Origin of the sequence: Staphylococcus durrellii, assembly GCF_015594545.1 — a bacterium.
In the GTDB taxonomy this organism is placed as follows: Bacteria; Bacillota; Bacilli; order Staphylococcales; family Staphylococcaceae; genus Staphylococcus; species Staphylococcus durrellii.
Genome location: NZ_JADIIO010000001.1, coordinates 831,888 through 854,299, shown reverse-complemented (window position 1 = coordinate 854,299; position 22,412 = coordinate 831,888). Strand labels below are relative to the sequence as shown.

Sequence of the window (22,412 nt, the reverse complement as noted above, 5' to 3'; positions counted from 1 at the left end):
CATAAAGGGTAATTAAATAAGTATATTAATATACAATATAGCAAAGGGTGTAAATGATGAACATTAAAGTATTTCAACTTAAAATAGAACCAGCTGATGTAACTTATAATGAACAAAATATTAAATCATGGTTTAATAAACATATGCAACAAAATACAGATGTAGTCGTGTTACCAGAAATGTGGAATAATGGTTATGCATTATCACAACTTGATATTTTAGCTGATACTAATTTAAACCGTAGCTATGAATTTATTAAAAAATTAGCATTACAATATAATGTCGATATAGTAGCTGGATCTGTTTCTAACAAAAGAAATGGTCAAGTTTATAATACAGCATTTACCGTCCTCAAAGATGGTACTTTAGTAAATGTATATGACAAAGTACACCTTGTGCCGATGTTAAATGAGCCAGCATATTTAGCTCCTGGTGAAGCGGTACCAGAACCATACAAATTAAGTAATGGCGTGCAAAGTACACAAATCATTTGTTATGATTTAAGATTCCCTGAACTATTACGTTATCCTGCTGCTGAAGGTTGCGAAATTGCCTTTTATGTAGCTCAGTGGCCACAAGCAAGATTAAAACATTGGCAATCATTAATACAAGCACGTGCGATAGAAAATGATATGTATGTCGTAGGTTGTAATGCATGTGGTGACGATGGTAATACTCAATATGCGGGACATTCCATGGTTGTAAATCCAAATGGTGAAATTTTAGAAGAAGTTAGCGGAACTGAAAAATGTATTACTTTATCTTTAGATTTAGATAAAGTGAGACAACAGCGTAGTGCGATTCCAGTTTTTGAAAACAGACGAAAAGCTTTATATAAATAATAATAAAAAACCGTGAGCTTGGGAGGGACTCACGGTTTTTTTAACTTATTATTAAGGGAATGTTTTACAGTTATTTCTCTATCTATTTTTGGGGATGTTATTAATTATGAAAAAAATTTAGTGAATCTACCGTCAGTTAGAACGGCTTATTAAATGATGTTTACGATAGCTTACATGTTACTACTAAAATCGCCTCTGTTATAGGCAATTTAATAAATGACACTAGAATAAATTGTTTAATCAAAATAATAATGAATACAGTTCTTATAGGGAAAGCTTATTTTTAAGCGAAAATCAAACTGAGTCCAAAATTAATCCACTAAACCACCAATCGAGTCTATGATGTTTTTTGTCACAACAACAACTCCTTTAAACATATTACAAAGAATTAAAAATACTATCTAATCCATTGATAAATCTAATACTATATGAAGTATAATGATTATCAAGAATAGATTATTTACAAAACTTCTGCTCAAAAGCCTTGTAAATTCGAATAAATCACTAGTAAATATTATTCAAGTATTTAATATCTCTTTGTGATACAAGTACATTAAAACACGCTAGTACACTTTTGAGTTCAAAAATGCCCAACTCGTTATTTTTTATTCTTATCTGTTCATCATATGAATTTACATTAGTGCAAAATTTTTATGCTTACAGTTAGGCATATTTCTTAAACAGATAGGCATTATATCGCATAACACCTTTCTATGGAGTTATAATCAAATTAAGGAGAGAAGCCAAATGCTAAAGTCGATAGAAACCCGAATAGACACCTTTGCTAAGTACTTGCAAGAACGAAATAACTTAGATCACATCGCTTATTTAAAAATTCGCTTAGGCATGCAAGTCTTTGTCAGCAACATATTTAAAACGATTGTAGCATATGGTGTTTCAATCCTGTTTAATTTATTTTTATACACACTCACTGTTCATATAACTTATGCATTAATTAGATTTTTTGCGCACGGAGCTCATGCGAAATCTTCGTTATTATGTCACGTGCAAAATTTATTGTTATTTGTTTTTTTACCTTGGTTTGTAGTGTATACTCAAATAAGTGTTGAAATTATGTATTGTCTAGCAATAATTGGGCTCATTATCTTATGTATATATGCCCCTGCTGCAACTAAAAAGCAACCTATTCCAACTAAATTAAAAGGTAAGAAAAAAAGAAATACAGTAATACTTTCAGTAATTATTTTATTATTATCACTAGTTTTTATCGACCCTTATCAACAGCTAATATTATTAGGCATCATAATTATAGCTGTAGTACAACTACCAATATTTTTCCCTAAGGAGGAAGTTTAATTATGGATATTTTAAATAGCATCTTTTCATTTTTCGCGAAGTTTTTTGAAGTTTTAGGAGCTGTTTCAGGAGTTAACCCATGTAGTGGTTGGTTCGACGAACCTGAAGTACCAGAAGAACTTACAAAATTATACGAATAATTAACTGATTAGAGAGTGTGTATAAATATGACGTTTTTAAATTCGATTTATATCTCTATTTATCAACTTATAGTGTTATTTGGAGTTATTAAAATTATCGGTAATGTGACTTATAAAACAAGGGATTATATTTCTATTTTAGGAATTGTAATCCCTTCTACTTTATTATACTTTATTTTCAGTACACGAATTATACTTATACTTATAGTTTTCACCCTTATTTTTATGTACATAAGAAATAAATTTTTAGGTTTAATATTCGTTGTACTAACGTTTTTATTACTTTATATATCTAATTTTTTCTCTGTTTGGACGATGGCTTTATTAAAAAAATATAATTTATCAAGCTATCTTATGATAACTATTTACATAGTTGTCTTTACAATTATTGCTTTATTTTTAGCTATTATTACACGATATTTCATAAAAAAGTTGTCGCACTCGATATTATCTTTAAATAAGGTGTATTTGACTTTAATAGGAATAATTTTATTGGCTACTTTTTTAATCTTATATTTATATATGCCAAAAGAAGTTATTTCATATGGTGATTTTAAATACCTATCTGTTATTTATGTCATTTTAATAATTATTATTGCGATTCTTATTATTACAGTGTCATTCAGTATTGTGCGTGAAATTCAGTATAAAAGAAATATGAAAGAAATCGAAAATTATTATAAATATACGTTACAAATAGAGCAAATCAATAATGAAATGCGTAAGTTTAGACATGATTACGTTAATATTTTATCCACAATGTCAGATTACATTCGCGAGAATGATATAGACGGTTTGCGTAATTATTTCACTGCTGAAATATTACCTATGCAAGACAGTATGCAGATGAATGCCGTTAAGATTAATGGGATTGAAAATTTAAAAATCCGAGAAATTAAAGGCTTAGTAACAACAAAAATATTACAAGCGCAAGAAATGAACATTAGTATTAGCATTGAAGTAAACGAGCAAATAACCAAAATTGACATGCCTACTATCGACTTAAGTCGTATTATTGGTATTATAATCGATAATGCCATAGAAGCGTCAGAAAATATTGAAGAAGATCCGTTAATTCGTATTGCATTTTTAAAAAATAGCGACATTTCTGTTACCTTTATAGTAATGAATAAATGTGAAGATGATATACCTCGTGTCCACACCCTATTCCAAGAAAACTTCACTACTAAAAAAGGTAATAGTGGATTGGGATTATCGACTTTAAAAGAAATAACTGAATCTAAATCCAATGTATTATTAGATACGACTATTGAAAATAACTACTTTGTCCAAAAGGTTGAAATATTAAATACTTAATCATAAGGATGTGTAATAATGAAAATTTTCATATGTGAAGATGACACAAAACAACGTGAAAATATGACTTCAGTCATAAATAATTATATTATGATTGAAGAAAAACCTATGGAAATTGTTAAAGCAACAGGAGATCCTTATGAAATATTAGAAGAAGCGCGAAAGTTAGATGATATTGGATGTTACTTTTTAGATATTCAACTTGAAGCAGATATAAATGGAATTAAATTAGCAAGTGAAATACGTAAACACGATCCTGTGGGCAACATAATCTTTGTCACAAGTCATAGTGAATTAACTTATTTAACTTTTGTTTATAAAATTGCTGCTATGGATTTTATCTTCAAAGACGATCCAGACGAGTTAAGGACGCGTATTATAGATTGTATAGAAACAGCAGAAACGCGATTAAAACTATTATCAAAAGATAGCAATGTTGATACTATTGAACTCAAACAAGGTAGTAATTCTGTATATGTGCGTTATGATGAGGTGATGTTCTTTGAATCATCTTCTAAATCTCACAGACTGATCGCTCATTTAGATAATAGACAAATTGAATTTTATGGTAACTTAAAAGAACTTAGTCAACTAGATGACCGCTTCTTTAGATGTCATAATAGTTATGTTATCAATAAAAATAATGTCTCCGCAGTTAACACTAAAGACCGTATTATTTATTTTAATAATCAAGAGTTTTGTTTTGCTTCAGTACGAAACATTAAAAAGATTAAAAACACTTGAATTTACATAAAAAATCTTGTTTTCATCTGTTGAAAACAAGATTTTTTATTTACTATAACGCTTCACTATTATTAATTTCCGCTAAGGTTGGAATACTACCGATAGCACCATAATTTGTCGTTACTTTTGCTGCAACAAAATTACTAAATGCTAATATATCTTCACCTTGATGTTTCAATTCCTGAGTTAAATTTAAAGTCTCAAAGTTCAATATTTTGCTTAACATTGCACCTATAAATGCATCTCCTGCGCCTGTAGTATCAACTGCTTGTACTTTAAATCCTTCATGACTAATTTTAGTGCCATCCTTAAAGTATATTTCCGAACCGGCGGAACCTTTAGTATAAATTACAACTTCTACATCGTTTTGAAATAAACACGCTATCGCTTCTTCATCATTATTAATATCAGTAATGAAAGATAACTCCTCATCAGAAATTTTAATAATATTAGCATGTGGAATAAACTCTCTTATCGCAGCCTTGCATGCCTCTTCACTTTCCCATAAAGGTAATCTTACATTTGGATCAAAACAAATTATCCCTTTTTGTTGCTTAAATTTATCAATAATTGCTTTATGCGCTTCTTTCATTTCACTATCAACTAAATCTACTGAACAAAAATGTAAAATATCATTTTCATTTATCGGTAAATCTTTAATATTGTCACGATCATATAACATATCGGCAGAGGGTTTACGATAAAATGAAAAATCTCTTTCTCCTGACTTTGTTAGACTGACAAAAGCTAATGCAGTATTTGCTACATTTGTGCGTTTAATATAAGAAGTACCAACACCTAAATTATCCAGTGTTTCGACTATGATATCTCCGAAAGCATCTTCTCCTAATTGAGTTATCATTTCTGCTTGGCCACCTAATTTTTGAACCGTACTAGCCACGTTACATGGTGCCCCACCAACTTGTCTAGAAAATGTCTCTACATCTTTTAATTTAGAATCTGTAGTGTTAGGAATAAAATCGATTAAAGCTTCACCAATGGCATATAATTTACGCATAATTAACCCTCTTTCAATTCGTATTTAGTAAATTTCAAGTAAGCTTGACCTGACTCAGTAGAAGTCTTTATACCTGTTGCTTCATTATCCGGGAAAATTCTTGCAGTTAATACACGTTCGCCATTGTTACAAAAAATTTCTATACTAGAAGTATCAATAAAAATTTGTAATTGAGAAAGTTGTGTATCTAATATAGTACTTCTAGAAGTCCCCTCTACGGGAGAAGGTAATGGACCACTTTCACTTCTATCAAGTGTTATCATCTGTTCTCTTGTATTATATTTTATTAACGTAGATTGTTGACGTGAACTACGCAATTCAAAATATATTTCTGTCGCTTCATTTTCTAACACATCAATAATAAGTTCATATTGTCTTCCTTCATAAGGATGAAGCTGTCGCGTATATTTATTAGCGTAGCCTAATGCTGTTTCTTCATTAGAGCGTAATTGCTTTAATGTTTTAATAGGTCGTTGTTTTAATTTACCGTTTTCTATTGATAGTATTCTTGGAATTGTTAGACAATGTGCCCACTCTTCAATATCTGTAGGATAATTAATATCCGGCAAGCCCATCCAGCCTATTAAGATGCGTTGGCCATTTTCGTCGATAAAACTTTGTGGCGCATAAAAATCAAAACCATTATCTAATTCATTGAAATCAGCATGGTTCATAGTTAAATTTTCAACATCTAACTGACCAATTATGTATCCCGCTTGATAAATATTGTTGAATTTATGTCCGTCTGGCTCAATACCTTGAGGACAAAACATCAGTATGTCAAAACCATCTAAATTAAAATAATCTGGGCACTCCCACATATAACCAAATTCAGTCAATTTCGTTTCTAATTCACCCATAAACTGCCAGTGCACGATATCAGTTGAACGATAGAGTACGACCCTACCACTTTGCTGGATATTTTGGGCACCTATGATGGCGTAATAATCTTCTCCTCTTTTAAAGACTTTTGGGTCTCTAAAATGCTGCGTATAACCTTCAGGAGGTTGAGCAATTACAGGTTTGGGAAACTTGCTTAATGAGTTATCTTGATTAACTTTAGCAATCAATTGGCTAGCATGTCTTTGCCACGCTTCATCACGAGCATTACCTGTATACATATAGTATAAGTGATTATCATATTCAAAAGCACTTCCACTATATACACCGTGGCTGTCATTTTTAGTGTCAGGTTTTAATATTGGTCCATGTGGTTCAAAATGAACTAAATCTTTGCTTGTATAATTGTACCAATATTTCAAACCATGAACGGCCCCTAAAGGAAACCATTGATGTGAGATATGATATTCTCCATTAAAATAAATCAAACCATTAGGATCATTAAGCAATCCAGATTCTGGTTGGATATGAAAAGTTTGTCTATAGCTAGATTGTTTTACTTGAGCTTTTAATGCTTCTAACTTATCTTGAGGGACTTCCTCAAAATGTTGATAGCGCTCGTCTCTTGTCCACTCACGCATGGTAAGTTTGCCTCCTCAAAACAGAATTATCTTTATTTTATCATTCAAACGAAAATCGTCCCATACTAAAATCATTTATTATTTCATTAAAGCCATTTGTTATTTAAAGATAAAATAATTACTTCATATAAATTTATAAGTTAAATAGTACTTTTATTAGACTTGTTTATATTTATTAGACATATAGATACCGTAAAGTTATATAATATCATTCAATCAGACAATGGTGTTGTCTAAAAACCATTTGTTCATAATAATTAACTGATTAGAATACTATTTATACAAAATTTTACATTTACATTAGTGACAATTATGTACACTTTTAATTTATAGTGTACCATCATGGTTACACTTATAACACATGAATATAAAGAAAACCTGGTTATAAAAAATAACCAGGTCAATTGCTTATGCTTTTTGAATAGTGATTGTCCAAGAAGCATCATCTAATTGTTCATAGTTTGTTACTGGATAACCTTGTTCAGCAGCCCAATTTGGTATTGCTTCAGTTGCTTGAGTACAATCGAAATCAATTTTTAGTTCGTCTCCGTTATCCAAGGTTACCATTTTCTTTTGAGCTTCTATTAATGGGAACGGACAAACCATTCCTACTGTGCCTAATTCATGTACCATAATTTAATTTCCTCCTTATTATGTTGTTTGCGTTTGTCCACTTATATTGGCACTTTTTGCTGAGGTCGCTTGTGCCTTTTGAGCTTTTTTCATAGGCCTAATAAAGATAAAATAACTCATAAACCATGCACCTAGAATCATTGAAGCTAGAGCTATCCATCCTTGCCAAGACATTGTCGCAGTTGATACTAAACCATTACCAATTGAACAACCTCCTGCTACAGATGCACCAAATCCCATGAACGTACCTCCAAATACACTATTTCTAATTGTCTTTTTGTCCGGTAATCTCCATTTAAATTCTCTTGCACCTTTTGCTGCTATATATGAACCAAGGAATATACCTAAAACTAAAAATACGCCCCAGTCTAATAATTTAACATCTCCACTGACTAAAAATTGTACTAAATTAGCTGAAGGAGTCGTAATACCAAGTCCATCCATTCTACCTGTAGTTTCACTTACTGGCCAAGCCAACAACGCAATAATACCTACTAAAATGGCTGCTACGAAAGGATGATATTTCTTCTCAAATAAATAATAGCGTACACCTGTAAATTTACGTTTTAATGTTGGCACAGCAACTTTTGGCTTACGTAAAGTTTTCACTACGAAAAACAGTGTAATAATAACTAATAATAAAACCCAAACCCACATTGGAATACCGGTTGTTTGTGACATGCTAGCATTAACATTTGTTGGTTTGTTAATTTTATTCAATATAGGTAGTAATAAACCAAATTTAGTAACTGCTGAAGTGAACGCATATAAAGCTAAAGCTATCCAACTACCTATTAAACCTTCTCCGGCACGATACCATGTACCAGTAGCACATCCACCAGATAAAATCATTCCAACTCCAAAAATAAATGATCCAATAACCGTCCCTATTATAGGGTATGATTCTGTTGGTACTTTAACGATGCCTGTAGAAGTCAAAATAAGTAGTCCAATACTTTGTATGGATATGGCTATTAATAAGGCATAAAACATTTTATTACTCTTTTGAATATACATATCTCGGAAACCACCTGCTAAACAAAACCGTGTGCGTTGCATAACGAAGCCTAATAAAGCCCCTACGATGAGACCACTAAATACTAACCACACCAAATAAATCCCTCTTTTCCGATTAAATTAATAAGAATAATAATATTAGATTTGATCGTACTTTTCAAGACTATTTGTTTAATTGTAATAGTATTGTAATCAATTTTTTAGAATGGGTAAATTAGGTTGAAAAAATTATTGATAAATCATTACCAAATAAAAAAGCTACCTTTTTTAATGTCTAAAAGACAAAATCTCATAAGATAGCTTCAATATATTTAATTTATTTATCTCCATAATTACGCATAAAAAATAGTAATGATTGTAATTCAATACCTAAGTCTATATGATGTATTTGAACATCTGAAGGGGTATTAACTCTAGTTGGTGTAAAATTCAAAATACCTTTTACGCCAGATTGCACGAGTTGATCTGTTACTTGTTGCGCCGCATTTTCAGTAGTTGTAAGAATAACGACATCGATTTCTTCTTTTTTTAAAATGTTTTCTATATCGTTATAATGTTTTACCGTAACATTTCCAACTTTAGCACCTATAATATCCTCTCGAATATCAAAAGCCTCAGTAATTGTCATTTCATCGTGAATAGAAAAATTAAAATTCAACAATGCCTTACCTAAATTACCAACGCCCACAATGGCAATCTTAATTTCATTATTTTCATTTATTTCGTGTTTAAAAAAGTTCAACAGACTTTCTATATTATATCCGTATCCTTTTTTACCTAGTTCTCCAAAATATGAAAAATCTCGACGAATAGTTGCAGAATCTATATTTAGTCCTTCGCTAATCGTTTTAGAATTCACTCTGTCTATGCCTTTTGATTTTAAAGTATTCACAAATCTATAATATAAAGGTAAACGCTTTAATGTAGCACGAGGAATTTTATCACTTTGATGCGCCAAAATTAAGTCCCCCTATTATTACGAAAATATACAAAGCTATGAATGGAAGCAATTACTATAATATTATACATTAATAAAATATAAAAATAAACAATCGTAGTTTTATCTAACACTTATATAAGGTAAAATAGACATATTAGTGAGGTGCACAAAACATGATATTATTACAACTAAACGATATATCGAAATCTTTCGATGGTGAAGATATTTTTAATGATGTTAATGTAGAAATTAAGACTGGCGAGCGAATCGGTATTGTAGGTAGAAATGGCGCCGGAAAATCTACATTAATGAAAATCATTGCAGGTGTAGAGGGGTATGACGGCGGGCATATCTCAAAAATTAAAAATTTAAAGTTAGGTTACTTAACACAGCAAATGACCTTGAATACAACTTCTACTGTAATTCAAGAAATGTCCAAACCTTTTGAGCATATTAAAAAATTAGGCCAACAAATGAACCAAGAAACTGATTGGTTAGCGCAACATGCAGATGACTTTGATAGTGACAAATATAAAGTGCATCTTGAAAAATACGAAAGCCTATCAAATCAATTTGAACAATTAGAGGGCTATCAATACGAAAGTAAAATTAAAACTGTATTACATGGCTTGAACTTTGATGAAGCAGATTTTGACCGTCCAATAAATGATTTTAGTGGTGGCCAAAAGACGCGTTTATCATTAGCTCAAATGTTATTAAGTGAACCTGATTTACTGCTATTAGATGAGCCTACTAACCATCTCGATATGGAAACAACAGAATGGTTAGAGGGTTATTTAAACTACTTTAAAGGTGCTATTGTTATTATCAGTCACGACAGATACTTTCTAGATAAAATTGTTAATCAAATTTATGATGTGGCTTTAGGTGATGTCCAACATTACCAAGGAAACTATGCACAATTTATCGAACAACGTGACAAATATTATGCAAAACGAATGCAAGAATACGAAAAACAAAAAGCAGAGATTAAAAAACTTGAAACATTTGTCGATAAAAATATTGCTAGAGCCTCTACTTCGGGTATGGCCAAAAGTAGACGAAAGACTTTAGAAAAGATGCAAACTATAGATAAACCACTAATTGATGCTCGAAGCGCGAATATCACTTTTGACTTTGAGCGTAATACTGGTAATGATGTTTTTCATATTAAACAATTGGAAATTGGTTATGAAGAACCTATTACTGAACCTATTTCATTAGAAGTAACTAAGGGAGATCATATCGCAATTATTGGTCCAAATGGTATAGGTAAATCAACTCTTATTAAAACAATCGCCGAAAAGCAACACGCATTAGCCGGAGAAATAACAACTGGGGCCAATTTGAAGATTGGTTACTATGATCAAAAGCAAGCCGAATTTAAATCTACTAAAATGATTCTCGATTATGTATGGGATCAATATCCTACTATGAACGAGAAAGACATTAGGGCCGTTCTGGGCCGCTTCTTATTTGTACAAGAAGACGTTAAGAAAATGATTAACGATTTATCAGGTGGCGAAAAAGCAAGGCTTCAACTTGCGTTATTAATGTTAGAGCGCAATAACGTTTTAATCCTAGATGAACCTACTAACCACCTAGATATTGATTCGAAAGAAATGTTAGAACAAGCCTTACAAGATTTTGATGGTACAATTATTTTCGTCTCACATGATCGTTACTTTATTACTCAATTAGCTAATAAAATATTTGATCTAGATAGTGCAGGTGGCACTTTATATATCGGAGACTATCAGTATTACTTAGATAAAATCGCTGAAAAACATGCACTAGCTGCCCAACAAACAAACCTTGAACATACAAGTAACCAAGCGTTTGAAGCAAACAGTAATACTAATTCTTACCTCTCCCAAAAAGAACAGAAAAAAGAACAACGACAACGAGAGCGTAAAATAGCACAATATGAGAGCGATATTGAAACTTACGAAAATAAAATCGCTGAAATTGAGGAACAGTTACTAACACCAGAAATATACAACAACCCATCAAAATCAAATGAACTTGCGCTCGAAAAAGAAGAGACCGAACACAAATTAGAACATGCTATGAATAAATGGGAAAATTTACAGGAATCTTAACATATAAGTCACTTTATAAAAAATAGAGAAAATGAGTCACCTCATTTTCTCTATTTTTTTATCAACTTTTTTATTCACATCTTAACTACGTTAATAAAGGCTATCCACAAAGTTATCCTAGTTATCCACAATTAATATGTCACTATATATTTGCTACATTTTTCATTATTCCCCCTAATCCACAGCTTTTCCCATCACTTATCCACAGTTTATGCACTAATTGTTAATAAGTACGCACGTTCCCTATTGACATTCATATTATTATAAATTTCCTATAACCTTGCGTCAAAATATAATCAATGACACAATTAACCTATAGACTAGACATAAAAAAGGAGCAGTTACACCATGCCAACTATTCTTTGGCTTATACTCGCGTTAATAGTAGCTAGTATTTTATTAGTTATAATTACTGAAATTGTTAATAGCATTAAACTTAAAAATGAATTACCCACATTATGGGACAACATCAAACCGTTAGAAAAGTTTATCAGACCCAATAGCCGACATGATTATCAATATGAACTTTACAAAGACAATTATGATACAAACTTATTGATTGATGATAAAACTTGGAACGATTTAGATATGCCACAATTGTTTAGTATTATGAATTTTAACTTTACAGCAATTGGTGAAATGCGATTAGTATCTGCACTAAGACACATGAAAAAAATTAATAACGAAAAATTATTTCAAGTGTTTAATGAAAATGATGGTGTACGAAATTTTGTTGCTTATCATTTAGCTAAAATTGGTAAAACAATTTATCCAATTTTTCCAGATCAGCTTCAGCCAATAAAACGTAACTATTTTTACATGTTTTCTACATACTTGCCTTTAATAGCTATAATTATTACTTTATTAAATACTGGTTTAGGTATTATGTTACTAATATTAGTTTGTATATATAATATGGCCTTGAGTGGCATGTTAAAAAGAACTTATATAGAAGATTTAAATTCAATGTTTTATAATTCTTCCGTGGTCAATAAAGCTTATAAATTAAGTAAATCCGACGATTTACCAGACATCTCTGTAGATTTTAAACATTTTATTGTAGCGCGTCGTTTTAGTTGGCTACTGGGCAAGGCTTCTACTGACAATGACGCCTTTACGGTTATAGCATTTATTAAAATGCTTTTAATGCTCGATTATTTTCTGTTCCATTTAATTCAAGCGAGCTTTAAACGTTATGAAGACGAAGTACTAGCCTGTTATGACTATATTGCTATGTTAGATAATCATTATTCTGTTGCTTTATGGCGTAAGAGCTTAGACTCTTATTCAGTACCAAAAACAACTGAGGATAAGGTCGAATTTGACGATCTTGTTCATCCTCTTCTAAACAAAGCAGTACCAAATAGTTTAACTTTAGACTTTAATATGTTGCTTACAGGTTCTAATGCTTCCGGTAAATCAACATTTATGAAAGCTTTAGCCGTGAATTTATTATTAGCTCAAAGTGTTAATACTACTACGGCGAAGAAATTTGTCTATAAACCCGGTTTAATTTATACAGCAATGGTTAATCAAGATAGTATCACTTCTGGCGATAGCTATTTTATGAGTGAATTAAAATCAATTAATCGTCTCTTTAAAATTCCACAAAATCAAAATGTATATTGCTTTATAGATGAAATATTTAAAGGCACTAACACGACAGAACGAATCGCTGCCTCTGAATCAGTATTATCTCACCTCAATGACTCAGAGCAATTTACAATCATTGCAGCTACACATGATATAGAATTAGCAGATTTATTACAGCACAAATATCACAACTATCACTTTAATGAATCTATAAGGAATAATGAAATCCATTTTGACTTTACCATCAAGACCGGAAAAGCTGATACACGTAATGCGATAGAATTATTACGTATCACTGATTTCCCAGACTTTATTTACGAACGTGCAAAGCATAATGTTGGCAAAATATAAAATGAGTCCGTAACAAAAATATCATCGCCTGATAAATAAACGTCAATCGCTAATGAAATCATTTAGCAATTGACGTTTTTGTTGTTTTTATGAAATTTATAGCTCGTTACGGTACGCATTAGTTACCATTTTAAGGACTTATTTAGTATGAGAATTACGTTACGAAGTCTTTTACTTTACTTCTATTTTACCTATTCTGCGCTAATCATCCAAGTAACACCAAAAGGATCATTAAACAATCCGTATAAAGGGGACCATTCTGTTTCGCCTAATGGTATCGTTGCTACACAACCACCCTCAACTGCTTTATTGAAAAAAGCGATAGCTTTTTCTCTTTCTTCTATATTATTATAATCAAAATTAAATGCTACGATTGCACCACTGTTATTAATTTTCTTATTTTTCAACGTATCACTACAATAGAATGTTTCACCTAAAATCTCAAATGCAGCGTTCATAGTAAAATCGGCATAGACTTGATATTCCTCTGGTAAATCCCTAAACATTTCATGATCTCCACCAACGCGATTAATGTTTGTCGCACCTAAATGTTGTTCATAAAAATTTAAAGCAGCTAAGCTATTTTGAAAGTTAAAATATTGGATTGCTTTCATTGAATTTCGTCTCCTTCCAATAATAAATTAAATTTAATAATCACTAGTTATATAAATACCCATTTTAAAAAAATTTTACTTATAACTATGATTCTTTATTTAAATACTTATTAGACTTCGTCGACAAAATGTTCTAAGTCCAACCCACTATTACCATTTAATGTCATGTCTGCTCTAACGTTATTTAGATATAAATAATGCGCCGCCGCCCCTATCATCGCACCATTATCTGTGCATAATTTTGCTGATGGAATAGCTAAATGAATATTATGTGACCTACAAACTTTACTCAATTCTTTACGTAAACCGCTATTGCTAGCTACGCCTCCAGCTACGATTAACTCATTAACATTATATGTTTCACATGCTTGTACCGCTTTACCTACTAATACTTCCACTACACTATTTTGGAAACTGGTCGCCACATCTGCATCTATAATCGTTTCATTTTTTTGTCGTTGATTATGCAATGCATTGATGACTGCGCTTTTCAATCCACTAAAACTAAAATCGAAACTATCTTTTTCTAACCATACTCTTGGAAAATCATACGTATCGTTACCTGTATTGGCTAAGCGATCGATATGTGGCCCACCTGGATAATTCAAACCTAATGTACGAGCGACTTTATCATATGCTTCACCCACAGCGTCATCTCTCGTTTCGCCTATGATTTCGAAGCTTAAATGATCTTTCATATAAATAAGCTCGGTGTGTCCTCCTGAAACGATAAGTGCGATTAACGGAAAACTCATACCTTGTTCTAAATTATTAGCATAAATATGACCTGCGATATGATGTACTGGAATCAATGGTTTATTATAAGCATATGCCAAAGCTTTAGCAGCATTAATACCGACCAATAATGCTCCTATTAAACCTGGTCCTTGAGTTACTGCGATTGCATCAATATCATCCATTGTTACATGTGCTTCTTGTAAAGCGTTATCGATAGTAGTGGTAATCCCTTCGACGTGATGTCTACTTGCTACTTCAGGCACGACGCCTCCAAATCTCTTATGGCTCTCTATTTGGCTTAAAACTATATTACTTCTAATTTGATTGCCATTTTCTATGACACTAACGCTTGTTTCGTCACAGCTAGATTCAACAGCTAAAATTAATGTCTCGTTAGTCATTTAAATTCACCCACATCACTAATGCATCCTCGCCTTCTCCATAATAATTTTTACGCTTTCCACCATATTGGAAGCCTAAGTTTTCATATACATGTTGAGCTACATAGTTATCTACTCTTACTTCTAAACTTAAAGCTTCACATTTTTCTTCAACATAATCTATGACATATTTCAATAGCAATTGTCCTAAACCATATCCTCTATACTGTTCATCTATTGCAATTGTGGTGATTTGCGCATTATCTAAAACAACCCACAACCCTACATATCCTACTATACGTTCATCATATTCCATAACAAAATAAAATGCGAAATCATTTTTTTCTACTTCATAATAGAAAGTGTCTATTGTCCATGAACTACCATTAAAACTCTTACGCTCTATATCAAACACTTGTGGTACATCCGTCTTATCCATTAATCTAATATTTAACTTTTGTTCTGTTTCTCTAACCAATTACGTTCAGCCTCTGAAATTTTTAAATAATTTGGAACAAACTCATGAATATTAACGGGTGTTGAAATTAAAGATTTCATTACGTGTGCTTGAGGTAGGTTTGGGATAAAGTCACTGTCTATTAAATGCGCTAGTTTAGAAGTATCATTTCCAACAAAAACGTAAGGTCTTCCATATGAATGTAAGCAAGCTAGTAAATCCTCAATAGTTATATATTGGTCTTCCATAACAATGTTAAATTTATCATTATCATTACTATATACGCCTGCATATACCGCTTCTCGGCGAGCATCAAAGATGGGTACAATTAACTTATCTTGTTGTGTGACCGTTGCAGCTAATGCCGCTAGCGACGAAACACTATATAATGAAGCATTTAAAGCATAAGCAAGTGTTTTTGCCACAGTAACACCAATTCTTAGACCTGTATAAGAGCCTGGGCCATCTGCAACAACTATTGACTCAATATCATTTTTAGTCATGTTAGCCTCTTCTATAGCAGAAATGATTGCGGGCATTAATTGTACGGAATGATTAACTTTTTCATTATTATTAATTTCTGATAATATTTTATCATTATCCATAATTGCTACGGAAAGTGGTTGGTTAGATGTATCAATTAGAAGATAAATCACGTTCTACTGCCTCCTTAATTCGAGCATAATGAGTGCCACTTGCTTCAATAGTAATAGTTCGATCATCATTATTTGTAGTTTGAATATTAACGGTTAAATTATTAGATGGTAAATATGATGATATAAATTGACTCCATTCAATCACGGTAACGGCGTTATCTTCAAAATATTCGTCAAAACCTAAGTCTTCTTCAGATTCTTCTAGTCTATAACAATCCATATGATGAAACTTTAAATTCTTACCATTATAAGATTTAATAATGTTAAAAGTTGGAGAATTAATATTTCTTTTAACGCCTAACGCTTTTCCAATAAATTGACTTAATGTCGTCTTACCTGCACCTAAATCACCGTTTAGCAATATTATGTCGCCCGCGCTCAAATATCTAGTTAAACAATGGCCAAATGTTTCCATATCTTGTAAGTTATTAATACTTATCATGTCTCTACTCCTATTATTATTGTTACACTTGATTTATTAATATTTAATCTTCCTTTATGACAATATTTAGTTCAAATATTAGTACTTTTTATATTTAACTTCTACATTTTAACAAACTTTTCTTGATAATACTTTATTACTGACCAAGTTCTTTTTCATAAAAAATTGTGAGAATTGAAAGAAAATTGGCAACAATCATTGACACGACGTCTAACATGTAGTAAATTAAGTTTATCAAATTTTTAGATAATTCAAACAAATGATATAAAAACCATTCTTGAGGAAAGGAGCATAATAAAATGACTTATAATACAACAGTAAATCAACCAACAACAACAAATATTTTAGTCATTTTATTATGCTTATAGGACTGGAACTTTAGTATAGAAACTACTAAAAGTTTAAGTCCTATTTCTAGTTGAATGGGACTGGTAAGACGTCCCAATAATAATTGGGACGTCTTTTTATTTTCATTTTTTATGGGGGAATTCACATGAGAAGCGACATGATAAAAAAAGGAGATCAACAGGCACCAGCCCGAAGTCTTTTACATGCCACTGGGGCATTAGAAAAACCAACAGATATGAACAAACCTTTTGTAGCTATTTGTAACTCATATATAGACATTGTTCCAGGACATGTCCATTTAAGAGAGCTTGCTGATATCGCAAAGGAGGCAATAAGAGAAGCCGGTGCGATACCATTTGAATTCAATACCATTGGTGTTGACGACGGTATTGCAATGGGTCATATAGGAATGAGATATTCATTACCTTCAAGAGAAATAATTGCAGACGCTGCAGAAACAGTAATCAATGCACATTGGTTCGACGGTGTATTTTACATTCCAAACTGCGATAAAATCACACCAGGTATGTTGTTAGCATCAGTTAGAACAAACGTCCCTGCTGTCTTTTGTTCAGGTGGACCGATGAAAGCAGGATTATCTACAGAAGGTAAAGCTCTTACCCTATCGTCAATGTTCGAAGCTGTTGGAGCCTTTAAAGATGGATCAATTTCGAAAGAAGAATTTTTAGACATGGAACAAAATGCATGTCCCACATGTGGATCATGTTCTGGAATGTTTACAGCTAATTCCATGAACTGTTTGATGGAAGTATTAGGATTAGCTCTCCCATATAATGGCACTGCCTTAGCAGTCAGTGATCAACGTAGAGAGATGATTAGAGAAGCTGCATTTAGATTAGTCGATAATATTAAAAATGATATTAAACCTAAAGATATCGTCACTAAAGAAGCTATCGACGACGCATTCGCTTTAGATATGGCGATGGGTGGTTCTACAAATACTGTATTACACACATTAGCAATTGCTAACGAAGCAGGTATTGATTACGATTTAACACGTATTAATGAAATAGCTAAAAAAACACCTTACCTATCAAAAATTGCACCAAGCTCTTCATATTCAATGCATGATGTTCATGAAGCAGGCGGTGTTCCAGCAATAATTAATGAGCTCTTCAAAAAAGAAGGCACGTTACACCCTGATCGCATTACCGTAACTGGTAAAACATTGAGAGAAAACAACGAAGGGAAAGCAATATCTAATGCAGATGTAATCAGACATTTAGATAACCCTTATGATAAAGAAGGTGGCCTTTCTATCTTATACGGCAACCTAGCTCCAAAAGGTGCAGTTATTAAAGTCGGTGGTGTTGACCCTTCAATTAAAGTATTTAAAGGGAAAGCAATTTGCTTTAATTCACATGATGAAGCGGTTGAAGCAATAGATAATCACACTGTTCGTGAAGGTCATGTCGTCGTTATAAGATATGAAGGTCCTAAGGGCGGACCAGGCATGCCGGAAATGTTAGCCCCTACTTCTTCCATAGTAGGTAGAGGATTAGGCAAAGATGTTGCACTTATTACAGATGGTCGCTTTTCTGGCGCAACTAGAGGTATTGCGGTCGGACACATATCTCCTGAAGCAGCATCTGGTGGTCCAATTGGTTTAATAAGAGATGGAGATGACATCACAATAAACTTAATAGACCGAACATTAGAAGCTGAAGTGCCAACTGAAACTTTAGAAGCTAGAAAACAAGAATTAAACCCATTTAAAGCAAAAGTAAAAACTGGTTATCTTGCAAGATATACAGCATTAGTTACAAGTGCTAATACGGGTGGCATCATGCAAGTGCCTGAAAATCTCATTTAAGGAGTGAAGTAAAATGGCTAAACAAGCAGAAACGATTTACCAAGAGCAACCTGAAACTTTGGAACAAATCGAACCTAAAGAAGCTTATGAACAAACTGAGCTAGAAAACGAAACGATTACAGAAATGAAAACCGGTTCTGAATTGCTAGTTGACTCACTTGCCAACGAAGATGTAGATTTTATATTTGGTTATCCTGGTGGTGCGGTTTTGCCCCTATATGACACGTTTTATGATGCTAAAATTAAACACATTTTAGCAAGACATGAACAAGGTGCTACGCACGCAGCTGAAGGATATGCTCGTGTTTCTGGTAAACCAGGCGTTGTCGTTGTAACAAGTGGTCCAGGAGCTACCAATGCTATTACTGGAATTGCCGATGCTTATAGTGATTCCCTACCACTAGTAGTAATTACTGGTCAAGTTGCAACACCAGGGATTGGTAAAGATGCTTTCCAAGAAGCTGATTTATTATCGATGACTACACCCATTACAAAGCATAATTACCAAGTTAAAAATGTAAGCGACATTCCAAAGATCATTCACGAAGCATTCCATATTGCAAATACTGGTAGAAAAGGACCTGTAGTTATCGATTTTCCTAAGGATATGGGTATTTTATCTACAAATGCTGAACTATCTGAGGAACTTGATTTACCAGGTTATTCAATCCCTAATGAACCTAAATTTGATGAAATTCAAAAATTGCGTGACTATTTAAAAACAGCACATAAACCAGTTGTTTTGGCTGGTGCAGGTATTAACCACGCGAAAGCTAATGAGACACTTACAACATTTGTAAATCGTCATCAACTACCTGTTGTTTCAACTTTGTTAGGTCTCGGTTCTATACCATATGAACATCCCCTATTTTTAGGTATGGGTGGTATGCATGGTTCTTATGCAAGCAACATGGCGCTAACTGAATGTGATTTACTCATCAACTTCGGTAGTAGATTTGATGATAGGTTGGCAAGTAATCCTGATGAATTCGCACCTAATGCTAAAATTGTACATGTAGACATTGATCCTTCAGAAATCAATAAAATAATTGATACTGATCTCGGTATTGTTGCAGATTGTAAAGCAGTATTAGAAGCGTTATTGGCATTTGATAGTTATTCCATCAGACATGATGATTGGTTAAATACTTGTAATAGTAATAAAGCAACTCACCCATTCAAATATGGAGAAGAAGAAGATAACTTCTCTAAACCACAACGTACGATTGAGCACGTTGGCAAAATAACTGAAGGCGATGCAATTGTGACTACTGACGTTGGACAACATCAAATGTGGGTAGCTCAATATTATCCTTTTAAAACGCACGGTCAGTTAGTTACCAGTGGTGGCTTAGGAACAATGGGATTCGGTATTCCATCAGCAATCGGTGCTAAGTTAGCTCGTCCTGACAAAACAGTAGTTGCTTTTGTTGGAGACGGTGGCTTTCAAATGACTAACCAAGAACTTGCTATCTTGGGCGAATATAATTTAGATATTAAAGTTATAATAGTAAATAACGGTACTTTAGGTATGGTAAAACAATGGCAAGATAAATTCTTTAACCAAAGATTTTCTCATTCAGTATTTAATGATCAACCAGACTTTATTAAATTAGGCGAAGCTTATGGTGTTAAAGGTTATATGATAGATAACCCAAATAAATTAGAACAACAACTAGAAGAAGCCTTCTCACATGATGGTCCAGCTTTAATTGAAGTTAGAATCTCACCTGTTGAAGCTGTTACACCTATGGTCCCTTCTGGTAAACCTAATCATGAAATGGAGGGTTTATAATGAGAAGAACGTTTCGCACAAAAGTAAGAGATAAAGCTGGTACTTTGAATCGCTTAACAAGTATCTTTGTCAGGAGACAATTTAACATTGTCACATTGTCTGCCACACCAACAGTTGAAGAAGGCATCTCTGATATTACTTTCGTGGCAGAAGTGCCTGACAGTGACGTATTAAGAAATTTAATTACGCAGCTTGAAAAGCAAATTAATATTATAAGTGTTGAAGATATAACAGATACAAATACTTATAATAGAGAATTAGTACTCGTAAAATTACGCACACCTGATAACAATGAACAATTACAAAAGCTAATCCAACCGTATGATGCGCTAGTATCTATTCTGAAGGATGAAGAGCAATTTACTTATCTTCAAGCTTCAGGTCCACAATACACGATGGACAATTTAATAGATGACCTATCATCATACAACATAGAACAGATAGCAAGAACAGGTTCAGCAGGCATTATTTAATTTGTCTGAATATTGAGAAATTAATTTAACAAAACATGGAGGATTTTATTATGACAACAGTTTATTATGATCAATCAGTAACGAAAGATGTATTACAAGGAAAGAAAATTGCAGTTATCGGTTATGGTTCTCAAGGCCATGCTCATGCTCAAAACTTAAAAGATAATGGTTACGATGTAATCATCGGTATCCGCCCAGGTAACTCTTTCAATAAAGCAAAAGATGATGGCTTTGAAGTATATCCAGTGGACGAAGCAGCAAAACAAGCTGATGTAATCATGATTCTATTGCCTGATGAAATTCAAGGTAGAGTTTATGAAGAAGAAATCGAGCCTAACTTAGAAGAAAATAACGCGTTAGTATTTGCGCATGGATTTAATATTCATTTTAACGTAATCCAGCCGCCTTCAACAGTAGATGTATTTCTAATTGCGCCTAAAGGTCCAGGACATTTAGTACGTCGTACATTCACTGAAGGTAGCGCAGTGCCTGCCCTATTTGCTGTTGAACAAGATGCAAGCGGTGAAGCAAGAGACTTAGCATTAAGTTACGCAAAAGGTATCGGCGCAACACGTGCTGGTGTTATTGAAACTTCATTCGCTGAGGAAACTGAAACTGACCTATTCGGTGAACAAACAGTACTATGTGGTGGCGTAACAAAATTAATCCAATCCGGTTTCGAAACATTAGTAGAAGCAGGCTATCAGCCTGAAATTGCTTACTTCGAAGTATTACACGAAATGAAATTAATTGTAGACCTTATGTATGAAGGCGGTATGGAAAATATGCGTTATTCAATTTCAAATACAGCCGAATTTGGTGATTATGTATCAGGTCCACGCGTAATTACTCCTGACGTTAAAAATAACATGAAAGCTGTATTAAAAGATATTCAAGAAGGTAACTTTAGTGATCGATTCATTAAAGATAGCGAAAATAATTTTGAAGAATTCCATAAATTACGTGAAGAACAACATGGACATCAAATCGAGGCAGTTGGTCGTGATCTAAGAGAAATGATGCCATTTATTAAATCAAAAAGTATTCAAAAATAAGCAAGTATTACTTTAGTTAATTCGTAACTTCATCGTGACTATCACTTACTCACTAGAGTGTCAGTGATTAGTCATAGGTTATGAATTAAATATACTAAAAAGATCTTTTCGGGATAATAATATAG

At 32.7% G+C, this 22,412-nt stretch carries 21 protein-coding genes; 11 read left to right on the top strand and 10 right to left on the bottom strand.

The genetic code is table 11. The features are described from left to right. Window positions 1-56: 56 nt before the first annotated feature. The 5 genes from ISP02_RS04015 (at window position 57) to agrA (ending at window position 4,360) form a co-directional block, all read left to right on the top strand. The gene (locus ISP02_RS04015; RefSeq protein ID WP_195721824.1) at window positions 57-842 is read left to right on the top strand and encodes a carbon-nitrogen family hydrolase; all 786 of its coding nucleotides are present in this window, start codon (window positions 57-59) and stop codon (window positions 840-842) included. Window positions 843-1,589: 747 nt separating this feature from the next. After that, window positions 1,590-2,159 carry an accessory gene regulator AgrB gene (locus tag ISP02_RS04010; RefSeq protein WP_195720350.1) on the top strand — a complete coding sequence of 190 codons (570 nt, stop codon included), beginning with the start codon at window positions 1,590-1,592 and terminating at the stop codon, window positions 2,157-2,159. Window positions 2,160-2,161: 2 nt separating this feature from the next. Continuing rightward, window positions 2,162-2,299, top strand: a complete 138-nt coding sequence (gene agrD, locus ISP02_RS04005) for a cyclic lactone autoinducer peptide AgrD (protein WP_061855583.1) — start codon at window positions 2,162-2,164, stop codon at window positions 2,297-2,299. 27 nt (window positions 2,300-2,326) lie between these two features. Beyond that, a complete protein-coding gene (gene agrC / locus ISP02_RS13245) occupies window positions 2,327-3,616 on the top strand; it encodes a quorum-sensing sensor histidine kinase AgrC (protein WP_195720349.1) in 1,290 nt (429 codons plus the stop codon). Window positions 3,617-3,634: 18 nt separating this feature from the next. Then, a complete protein-coding gene (agrA, locus tag ISP02_RS03995) occupies window positions 3,635-4,360 on the top strand; it encodes a quorum-sensing response regulator AgrA (RefSeq protein WP_195720348.1) in 726 nt (241 codons plus the stop codon). A gap of 52 nt (window positions 4,361-4,412) precedes the next feature. Here the strand turns inward: agrA and ISP02_RS03990 are convergent, their stop codons facing one another. The 5 genes from ISP02_RS03990 to ISP02_RS03970 form a co-directional block, all read right to left on the bottom strand. Next, complete coding sequence (locus ISP02_RS03990; RefSeq protein WP_195720347.1) at window positions 4,413-5,378, bottom strand: carbohydrate kinase family protein; 966 nt, start codon at window positions 5,376-5,378, stop codon at window positions 4,413-4,415. 2 nt (window positions 5,379-5,380) lie between these two features. Beyond that, window positions 5,381-6,859, bottom strand: coding sequence for a sucrose-6-phosphate hydrolase (locus ISP02_RS03985; protein WP_195720346.1), 1,479 nt, complete (start codon window positions 6,857-6,859; stop codon window positions 5,381-5,383). 408 nt (window positions 6,860-7,267) lie between these two features. Further along, window positions 7,268-7,492: a sulfurtransferase TusA family protein gene (locus ISP02_RS03980; RefSeq protein WP_048793301.1), complete on the bottom strand. Its 225-nt coding sequence runs from the start codon at window positions 7,490-7,492 to the stop codon at window positions 7,268-7,270. A gap of 18 nt (window positions 7,493-7,510) precedes the next feature. Continuing rightward, on the bottom strand, window positions 7,511-8,605 hold the full coding sequence (locus ISP02_RS03975; RefSeq protein ID WP_195720345.1) for a YeeE/YedE family protein: 1,095 nt from the start codon (window positions 8,603-8,605) through the stop codon (window positions 7,511-7,513). A gap of 220 nt (window positions 8,606-8,825) precedes the next feature. Next, window positions 8,826-9,467 carry a redox-sensing transcriptional repressor Rex gene (locus ISP02_RS03970; RefSeq protein WP_195720344.1) on the bottom strand — a complete coding sequence of 214 codons (642 nt, stop codon included), beginning with the start codon at window positions 9,465-9,467 and terminating at the stop codon, window positions 8,826-8,828. 155 nt (window positions 9,468-9,622) lie between these two features. On the opposite strand from ISP02_RS03970, the gene ISP02_RS03965 reads away from it, so the two are divergent. Both ISP02_RS03965 and ISP02_RS03960 read left to right on the top strand, forming a co-directional pair. Next, entirely contained in the window at window positions 9,623-11,551 is a 1,929-nt protein-coding gene (locus ISP02_RS03965) for an ABC-F family ATP-binding cassette domain-containing protein (protein WP_195720343.1), read from the top strand. Between the two features lie 348 nt (window positions 11,552-11,899). Then, the gene (locus ISP02_RS03960) at window positions 11,900-13,495 is read left to right on the top strand and encodes a MutS-related protein (protein WP_195720342.1); all 1,596 of its coding nucleotides are present in this window, start codon (window positions 11,900-11,902) and stop codon (window positions 13,493-13,495) included. Window positions 13,496-13,686: 191 nt separating this feature from the next. Here ISP02_RS03960 and ISP02_RS03955 read toward each other — a convergent pair whose 3' ends face one another. From ISP02_RS03955 to tsaE, 5 genes are all read right to left on the bottom strand, one after another. After that, on the bottom strand, window positions 13,687-14,109 hold the full coding sequence (locus ISP02_RS03955) for a VOC family protein (RefSeq protein ID WP_195720341.1): 423 nt from the start codon (window positions 14,107-14,109) through the stop codon (window positions 13,687-13,689). 110 nt (window positions 14,110-14,219) lie between these two features. Continuing rightward, window positions 14,220-15,248, bottom strand: a complete 1,029-nt coding sequence (tsaD, locus tag ISP02_RS03950) for a tRNA (adenosine(37)-N6)-threonylcarbamoyltransferase complex transferase subunit TsaD (protein ID WP_195720340.1) — start codon at window positions 15,246-15,248, stop codon at window positions 14,220-14,222. Further along, entirely contained in the window at window positions 15,241-15,666 is a 426-nt protein-coding gene (gene rimI / locus ISP02_RS03945) for a ribosomal protein S18-alanine N-acetyltransferase (protein WP_408020145.1), read from the bottom strand. The genes tsaD and rimI overlap by 8 nt, the downstream gene beginning before the upstream one ends. Window positions 15,667-15,677: 11 nt before the next feature. After that, a complete protein-coding gene (gene tsaB, locus ISP02_RS03940; protein ID WP_195720338.1) occupies window positions 15,678-16,340 on the bottom strand; it encodes a tRNA (adenosine(37)-N6)-threonylcarbamoyltransferase complex dimerization subunit type 1 TsaB in 663 nt (220 codons plus the stop codon). Continuing rightward, the gene (gene tsaE / locus ISP02_RS03935) at window positions 16,321-16,782 is read right to left on the bottom strand and encodes a tRNA (adenosine(37)-N6)-threonylcarbamoyltransferase complex ATPase subunit type 1 TsaE (RefSeq protein WP_195720337.1); all 462 of its coding nucleotides are present in this window, start codon (window positions 16,780-16,782) and stop codon (window positions 16,321-16,323) included. The genes tsaB and tsaE overlap by 20 nt, the downstream gene beginning before the upstream one ends. 493 nt (window positions 16,783-17,275) lie before the next feature. Here tsaE and ilvD point away from each other — a divergent pair, with 493 nt between their 5' ends. Genes ilvD through ilvC form a run of 4 tightly spaced genes read left to right on the top strand, consistent with a single transcriptional unit; the run spans window position 17,276 to window position 22,287 of the window. Continuing rightward, a complete protein-coding gene (gene ilvD / locus ISP02_RS03930; protein WP_195720336.1) occupies window positions 17,276-18,964 on the top strand; it encodes a dihydroxy-acid dehydratase in 1,689 nt (562 codons plus the stop codon). 13 nt (window positions 18,965-18,977) lie between these two features. Further along, entirely contained in the window at window positions 18,978-20,759 is a 1,782-nt protein-coding gene (gene ilvB, locus ISP02_RS03925; protein WP_195720335.1) for a biosynthetic-type acetolactate synthase large subunit, read from the top strand. After that, on the top strand, window positions 20,759-21,232 hold the full coding sequence (gene ilvN / locus ISP02_RS03920) for an acetolactate synthase small subunit (RefSeq protein ID WP_048793313.1): 474 nt from the start codon (window positions 20,759-20,761) through the stop codon (window positions 21,230-21,232). Before ilvB ends, ilvN begins: the two co-directional genes overlap by 1 nt. 50 nt (window positions 21,233-21,282) lie before the next feature. Continuing rightward, a complete protein-coding gene (gene ilvC, locus ISP02_RS03915) occupies window positions 21,283-22,287 on the top strand; it encodes a ketol-acid reductoisomerase (protein ID WP_195720334.1) in 1,005 nt (334 codons plus the stop codon). Window positions 22,288-22,412: the final 125 nt, after the last annotated feature.